At 69.5% G+C, this 6,000-nt stretch carries 9 protein-coding genes; 2 read left to right on the top strand and 7 right to left on the bottom strand.

What is annotated here, in order from left to right; genetic code table 11:
* Window positions 1-791, top strand: a 791-nt coding sequence (locus SZ55_RS28260; protein WP_052807541.1) for an IS110 family transposase, incomplete at its 5' end; no start/stop codon positions are given.
* A 168-nt stretch (window positions 792-959) separates the two neighbouring features.
* Here the strand turns inward: SZ55_RS28260 and SZ55_RS06505 are convergent.
* From SZ55_RS06505 to SZ55_RS06490, 4 genes are read right to left on the bottom strand one after another with little or no spacing between them, the layout of a single operon-like run.
* Window positions 960-2,039: an ABC transporter permease gene (locus SZ55_RS06505; RefSeq protein WP_044403121.1), complete on the bottom strand. Its 1,080-nt coding sequence runs from the start codon at window positions 2,037-2,039 to the stop codon at window positions 960-962.
* Window positions 2,036-2,983, bottom strand: a complete 948-nt coding sequence (locus SZ55_RS06500) for an ABC transporter ATP-binding protein (protein WP_201774860.1) — start codon at window positions 2,981-2,983, stop codon at window positions 2,036-2,038. Before SZ55_RS06500 ends, SZ55_RS06505 begins: the two co-directional genes overlap by 4 nt.
* Window positions 2,980-3,930, bottom strand: a complete 951-nt coding sequence (locus tag SZ55_RS06495) for an HlyD family secretion protein (RefSeq protein ID WP_044403119.1) — start codon at window positions 3,928-3,930, stop codon at window positions 2,980-2,982. Before SZ55_RS06495 ends, SZ55_RS06500 begins: the two co-directional genes overlap by 4 nt.
* Window positions 3,927-4,565: a TetR/AcrR family transcriptional regulator gene (locus SZ55_RS06490; RefSeq protein WP_044403117.1), complete on the bottom strand. Its 639-nt coding sequence runs from the start codon at window positions 4,563-4,565 to the stop codon at window positions 3,927-3,929. Before SZ55_RS06490 ends, SZ55_RS06495 begins: the two co-directional genes overlap by 4 nt.
* Before the next feature lie 144 nt (window positions 4,566-4,709).
* On the opposite strand from SZ55_RS06490, the gene SZ55_RS06485 reads away from it, so the two are divergent.
* Window positions 4,710-4,937, top strand: coding sequence for a hypothetical protein (locus SZ55_RS06485; protein ID WP_044403114.1), 228 nt, complete (start codon window positions 4,710-4,712; stop codon window positions 4,935-4,937).
* A 60-nt stretch (window positions 4,938-4,997) separates the two neighbouring features.
* Here the strand turns inward: SZ55_RS06485 and SZ55_RS06480 are convergent, their stop codons facing one another.
* From SZ55_RS06480 to SZ55_RS06470, 3 genes are all read right to left on the bottom strand, one after another.
* Window positions 4,998-5,216, bottom strand: a complete 219-nt coding sequence (locus tag SZ55_RS06480; protein ID WP_044403112.1) for a DUF2188 domain-containing protein — start codon at window positions 5,214-5,216, stop codon at window positions 4,998-5,000.
* Window positions 5,217-5,331: 115 nt separating this feature from the next.
* Complete coding sequence (locus SZ55_RS06475; RefSeq protein WP_044403109.1) at window positions 5,332-5,556, bottom strand: hypothetical protein; 225 nt, start codon at window positions 5,554-5,556, stop codon at window positions 5,332-5,334.
* A gap of 62 nt (window positions 5,557-5,618) precedes the next feature.
* Window positions 5,619-5,891 carry a hypothetical protein gene (locus tag SZ55_RS06470; RefSeq protein WP_044403107.1) on the bottom strand — a complete coding sequence of 91 codons (273 nt, stop codon included), beginning with the start codon at window positions 5,889-5,891 and terminating at the stop codon, window positions 5,619-5,621.
* Between the last annotated feature and the right edge of the window lie 109 nt (window positions 5,892-6,000).

Below are 6,000 nucleotides of genomic sequence, written 5' to 3'. Positions count from 1 at the left end.
GCATCCACCATGAAGCCCTGGCCGAATGGCTGCTGGAGCAAGGCTATCGGGTCTGTGTCCTCAACCCGGCGCAGATCGCCCACTACGCCCGCAGCCAGYTGCAGCGGGTGAAGACCGACAAGGTCGACGCCAAGCTGATCGCCGAATACGGCGAGCGCCACCAGGACGAGCTGCGCCCCTGGCAACCCGAGCCCCGTGCCGTAAAGCGCCTGAAGGCCCTGGTACGGCGCCTGGAGGACCTGCGCGAAATCGAACGGATGGAGCGCAACCGTCTGGAAGTGGCCGATGCCAGCGTGCAGGCCTCGATCCAGTCGGTTCTGGAACATGTCGGCCAGGAGATCGAAGAAACCCTCAAGGCCATCGACGACCACATCGACAACGACCCGGACCTGCGAGGCAAGCGCGACCTGCTGACCAGCATCGACGGAGTCGCCGACAAGACCGCCGCCCTGCTCCTGGCGGAACTGGGCGACCCACTGCGCTTTGCCAACGGCCGCGCCATCACCGCCTTTGCCGGGCTCAACCCACGGCTGCAGGAATCCGGGAGCTACCGGGGGCAGACACGCATCTCCAAGATGGGCTCATCGCGCCTGAGGGCCGGCCTGTACATGCCCGCGATCAGCGCCCTGACCTACAACGAAGCGATCAGAGCCATGGGCGAACGGCTAAGGGAGCGGGGCAAGACCGGCAAGCAGATCGTCTGCGCAGCGATGCGCAAGCTGCTGAGCATCGCCTATGGCGTGCTGAAATCGGGCCAGCCGTTTGACGCAAAACTGGCCCTTGCTCACTAGCAATCAAGACGGTATCTACGGCAACCCCGTAGCCCGGGCTTCAGCCCGGGAGCGGTCCCCACCTCATTCCCGGGCTGAAGCCCGGGCTACGTCTGCATCGGAGCGGTGCCGGTGGGTTGAAGCCCACCCTGCGGGGTGATGCTTATTTACGGGGCCACGCCAGCTGCCCTAGTCCAGGCGCTTGCTCACCCGCTTCACCGCCACCCCCAGCACCACCAGGTTGAACACCAGCAGTGCGACGATCTCCGGCCACAGGTCCATCAGGCTGGCGCTGCGCAGCATGATGCCGCGCGCCAGGCGCAGGAAGTGGGTGAGGGGCATCAGCTCGGCGATCCACTGGGCGAGGCGCGGCATGCCGGCGAAGGGGAACATGAAGCCGGAAAGCAGGATCTGCGGCAGGAAGATGAAGAAGGCCATCTGCATGGCCTGGAACTGGCTGCGGGCGAGGGTGGAGATGAACACCCCAAGGCTCAGGCTGGCGAACACGAACACCAGCGAGGCGCCATAGAGCGCCAGCAGCGAGCCGCGCACCGGCACCTCGAACAGCCAGCGCCCCACCAGCAGGATCACCGTCACCTGCAGCAGGCCGATGCCGACGAAGGGCAGTACCTTGCCCAGGGTCAGCTCCCAGGGTGAAACCGGGGTGGTGATCAGCAGTTCCATGTTGCCCCGTTCCCGCTCGCGGACCAGGGCGATGGCGGTGAACAGCACCATGGTCATGGTGAGGATCACCCCGATCAGCCCCGGTACCGTGTTCAGCGACGCCAGGCGCTCCGGGTTGTAGAGGTTCACCACCTCCACACCGGTGGCGCGGGGCCAGCCGGGCAGCGGGTAGGCGGCCAGTTGGCGGGCGGAGGCCTGCACCACCTGGTCGGAACCGTCCACCACCAGTTGCAGGGGCGGTCGGTCGCGTCGCTGCAGGCGCGCCTCGAAGTCCCTGGGCATCACCAGGGCTGCGCTGATCACGCCCTCGGCGAACAACTGGTCAAGCTGCTGCGTCGTGGCCAGGTGGTAGCGGAAGTCCAGCACCTGGCTGGCGCCCAGCTCGGCGATCACTTCCCGCGAGCGGGCGCTGTCGGCCTGGTCCAGCACGGCGGCGTGGAGGTTGCGCACGTCCATGTTGATGGCGTAGCCGAACAGCACCAGCTGCAGGATGGGGATGCCGACGATCATGGCGAAGGTCAGCCGGTCGCGGCGCAGCTGGCGCAGCTCCTTGAGCACGATGGCCCCGAGCCGGCGCAGGTTCATGGGCGGGCCTCGGCGTGGGTGGTGGGGCGCTGGGTGACGGTGACGAACACGTCTTCCAGGTTGGCGTCGGTGTCGCGCACGTCGGCGTCGATGCCGGCCTTTTCCAGCAGCCGGACGACGCAGTCACGGGCATCAGCCGCAGCGCTGAGCACCCGCAGGCTGGCGCCGATCTGTGCCAGGGCCAGCACCTCCGGCTGCCCTTGCAGCGCGCGCTGGGCCTGGCGGGGCTGGGCGCACTCCACCAGCAGCGGCCGGCCGGGCAGGGCGTCCATCAGCTCGGCGGGGCTGCCGTCGGCCACCAGGCGGCCGGCGTCGAGGATGCCCAGGCGGGTGCAGCGCTCGGCTTCGTCCATGTAGTGGGTGGACACCAGCAGGGTGGTGCCGGCCTCGGCCAGTTCGAACAGCGAATCCCAGAATTCCCGGCGCGATTGCGGGTCGACGGCGCTGGTGGGCTCGTCCAGCAACAGCAGGTCGGGCTTGTGCAGCACCGCCCCGGCCAGGGCCAGGCGCTGCTTCTGGCCGCCGCTGAGGGTGCCGGCCAGTTGCCGGCGGCGGTCGCCGAGCCAGTAGCGCTCCAGCAGTTCGTCGATGCGCCGGCGTGCGTGGGCGCGGTCCAGCCCCTGGACGGCGGCGAGGAAGTCCAGGTTCTCGGCGACGGTCAGGTCTTCGTAGAGGGAGAACTTCTGCGTCATGTAGCCGATGCGCCGCTTGAGGGCCTCGGCGTCCTCGGGGATGCGGCAGCCGAGCACCTCGATCTCCCCGGCGCTGGGCAGCAGCAGCCCGCAGAGCATGCGGATGGTGGTGGACTTGCCGCAGCCGTTGGGGCCGAGGAAGCCGAACACTTCGGCACGGTTCACCTGCAGGTCGAGGTTGTCCACGGCGGTCAGCTCGCCGAAGCGCTTGGTCAGGCCCTGGGCATGGATGACCGCTTCGCTGCCGTTCATGGCGCGCTCCAGTGGGCCTGCAGGGGCAGGCCGGCCGGCAGGCGGCGGGCGTCATCGCCCTGCAGCAGCAGCTCGGCACGGTAGGCGAGGCGGCTGGCGTCGTCGCCGGTGAGGGCGTAGTAGGGCGTGAAGGCGGCTTCGCTGGCGATGCGGCGGACCTGGGCGTCGAAGGGGGTGGCGATGCCCTCCACCTGCACCTGCAAGTGGTCGCCGATGGCCAGGCGCGGGCGTTGGGAGGCGGGCACGTAGACCCGCGCGTAGGGCGCCTCGCCCACCAGCAGGCTGGCCAGTTCGGCACCGGCCGGGGGCTGGTCGCCGGGCTTGTAGGGCAGGGCGTCCACACGGGCATCGCGCGGGGCGCGCAGGGTCAGGCGCTCGCGGGTGATGCGCAGCTGGGCGACGCGGCCCTCCGCCGCCTGCACCTGGGCTTCGGCCTGGTGCAGCTGTTCCGGGCGGGTGCCGTTGAGCAGCTCGCGCAACTGGGCGTTGGCGCTGTTCACACTGGCGCGGGCCTGGTCACGGGCGGCGCGGGCACGGTCGAGGTCGGCGATGGCCACCTGGCGGCGCTCGTAGAGGGCGGCGATGCGGGTGAAGCTGCGCTCGGCGTCGGTCAGCTCGGCCTGGTAGCGGGCCAGGCTGGCGCGGGCCGCGTCGATGGTTTCGTCCCGGGAGCCGTTGCGCAGTTCGTCGAGGCGGGCGCGGGCGGCGGCCAGGTCGCCTTCCGCTTCGGCCAGGCGGGCATCGGTGCGGCGCGGGTCGAGTTCCAGCAGCACCTGGCCGGCGCTGACCTGTTCGCCTTCGGCCACGTGCCAGTCGAGGATCGGCTCGGAGGCCTCGGCAGGTACGGCGATGCGGTCCCATTCCAGGGTGCCGAGCAGCTGCGGCGGTGCGGGCTTGCAGGCGGCCAGCAGGGCCAGGCCGAGCAGGAGGAGCGGGCGGGTGTTCATGGGCGCATCTCCAGGCCCCGTTCCAGCAGGGCCAGTACGTGGTTGACCAGGGCCTCGTCGTCGAGGTCGTCACTGGCGAAGATGCCGCGCCAGAGCGAGCCGGCGGCGTAGGGCAGCATCACCAGGCCGAGCAGCGAGACCACCAGCAGGCGGGGGTCCAGGTCCGGGTTGAGGTGGCCTTCGCTGCGGGCTTCGGCGAAGCGCCGGGCCAGTTGCACCGGCAGCAGCGGGGCGAAGCGGGTCAGCACCACCCCGCGCAGGGCGCCGCCTTCGCAGAGCACCTCGCGCACCCACAACGGCGGCAGCCAGGGATGCTGCGAGAGGGTCGCGCTGAGCCCGCGAACGAAGGCCCGGACCAGCTCGCGGGGCTCGTTCCCGGGCGTCGCCAGGCGTTGCACCATGCCCATCAGCAGGGGCTGCAGGCGCTCTTCCACCACCGCGTCCAGCAGGCGCTCGCGGTTGCCGAAGTGGTAGTTGAGCAGCGCCGGGGTCACGCCCGCGTGCTCGGCGATGTCCCGCAGGCGGGTGGCCTGCACGCCCGCCTGGGCGAAGCACTGGATGGCGCTGTCGAGCAGGCGCTCGCGCAGGTCGGGGGCGTCTCCGCTGGGGCGTCCAGGGGTACGGCTACGGGTCATGGGGCAGGCTCCGGGGCGAATGGGCTTAATTAAATCCTGATTTAAATAATTCGCAAGCCGGTTGATGCGCGTATTCGAGGGGGAACTCGGGACGGGCTGGGTCAGTCAGCTCTGGGGAGACCAATCGAGAGGGGAGAACCGGCCATGACGCTCTGGATCATCAGCTACCACAAGGACAACAACACCTCGACGCTTGAGCTGGAGGCGCCCGAGCGGCCGACGCCGGAGCAGGCGTGCGCGGCGGTGCTGGATTGGGCGGAGGATCACCTGCCGGCAGGGGTATACGCCGGCAGCGAGGCGCCGAGCCGGGAGCCGGCGATGCGTTTGCTCAAGCGCTATGGCGTGACCATCACGGGGATCGCGGCTCGCTAGCAGGTGGTGGCGGGCCACACGGACGCCCCTTGCCCCGGCGTGCCGAGGCAAGGAGCGGGTTCAGGCGCGTGACGGACGACGGGGCGGGGGGTAGCTCAGCTCCTGCTCGACGGTGCCGTCCTCGCTGTGGATCAGCACCGTGCCGGCGCGCTTTTCCATGAAGGCCTCAATGGCCTCCAGCAGCCGCTCCCGTTCGGCAGCGGTCTTCGACGGGCGGGTCGCGCCTTCCTTGCGCAGCTCCCAGCCCTTGTCCGTTGGGGTGATGTGGTAGCAGCCCATGCAACTCTCCTGGTGCTCGTATTGGTGTTTCCGGACTACGCGCCCCTCCTTGGGCATTGACTACCGGCGCTCATAAGAGTCGCCGGAAGTTCCCGGGTTCCATGCGCAATGCGACTCAGCGCTTGCGGCGAATGCGTCCGCGTTCCACTTCGCGGGCGTGGCGGTGCAGGTGGTGTGCATCCGCCGATAGCGTGCGGGCGGTCTTCACCAGCACTTCGGCCAATTGCGGGTCCTCCAGCTGCCGGGCGGCGCTTTCCAGGGTGATGCAGGCCATGCGGTTGTTCAGCGAGGCGTCCTTCAGGACGCAGCGCAGCCGCTCGTTGGTCCGGTTGAGCGCCATCGGGTGTGCTCCTGCTCGTCGTGGCCGCGCACGCTGCGGGTGGGCGCGGCATCCACCGGTGTTCAGAACTCTTCGGGCCCGCCGCTGCCATCGTCCGGCGGGGCTTCCAGCATCCGCTCCAGTTCGCCGATGAGCTGCGCGCCCAGGGTTTCGAACTGCGCCCGGTCAGCCCAGCGCCGGGGAATCAGCCCGGCGACGATGGACACCTGGCCGGTGCGCAGGTCCCGGGCCGAGACCACCACGTCGTCGTCGCGGATGCGGACCACGCACAGGTGGTGGTCCAGGTGTTCATCCAGGCGTCGCTGGAGTTCTTCTTCCGTGGGTTGGTAGCTCATCGGCGCCTGTTCCAGAAAGAAGCCCGGCGCATGCCGCCAGCGACCGGGCTCGAAGGGAGTCGTGTGAGTCATGGCTTGAGAGCCGGGACGGGGCACGGGAGTTCAGCTT

Source organism: Pseudomonas sp. FeS53a (assembly GCF_000931385.1).
GTDB lineage: Bacteria > Pseudomonadota > Gammaproteobacteria > Pseudomonadales > Pseudomonadaceae > Metapseudomonas > Metapseudomonas otitidis.
The sequence above is the reverse complement of the archived record's forward strand: the minus strand, read 5'-3'. Positions and strand labels throughout refer to the sequence as shown.

Coding starts and splice junctions, on each gene's coding strand:
- SZ55_RS06490 (WP_044403117.1), bottom strand. CDS start 4,565: ATGACCCGTAGCCGTACCCCTGGACGCCCCAGCGGAGACGCCCCCGAC.
- SZ55_RS06470 (WP_044403107.1), bottom strand. CDS start 5,891: ATGAGCTACCAACCCACGGAAGAAGAACTCCAGCGACGCCTGGATGAA.
- SZ55_RS06475 (WP_044403109.1), bottom strand. CDS start 5,556: ATGGCGCTCAACCGGACCAACGAGCGGCTGCGCTGCGTCCTGAAGGAC.
- SZ55_RS06505 (WP_044403121.1), bottom strand. CDS start 2,039: ATGAACCTGCGCCGGCTCGGGGCCATCGTGCTCAAGGAGCTGCGCCAG.
- SZ55_RS06495 (WP_044403119.1), bottom strand. CDS start 3,930: ATGAACACCCGCCCGCTCCTCCTGCTCGGCCTGGCCCTGCTGGCCGCC.
- SZ55_RS06500 (WP_201774860.1), bottom strand. CDS start 2,983: ATGAACGGCAGCGAAGCGGTCATCCATGCCCAGGGCCTGACCAAGCGC.
- SZ55_RS06480 (WP_044403112.1), bottom strand. CDS start 5,216: ATGGGCTGCTACCACATCACCCCAACGGACAAGGGCTGGGAGCTGCGC.
- SZ55_RS06485 (WP_044403114.1), top strand. CDS start 4,710: ATGACGCTCTGGATCATCAGCTACCACAAGGACAACAACACCTCGACG.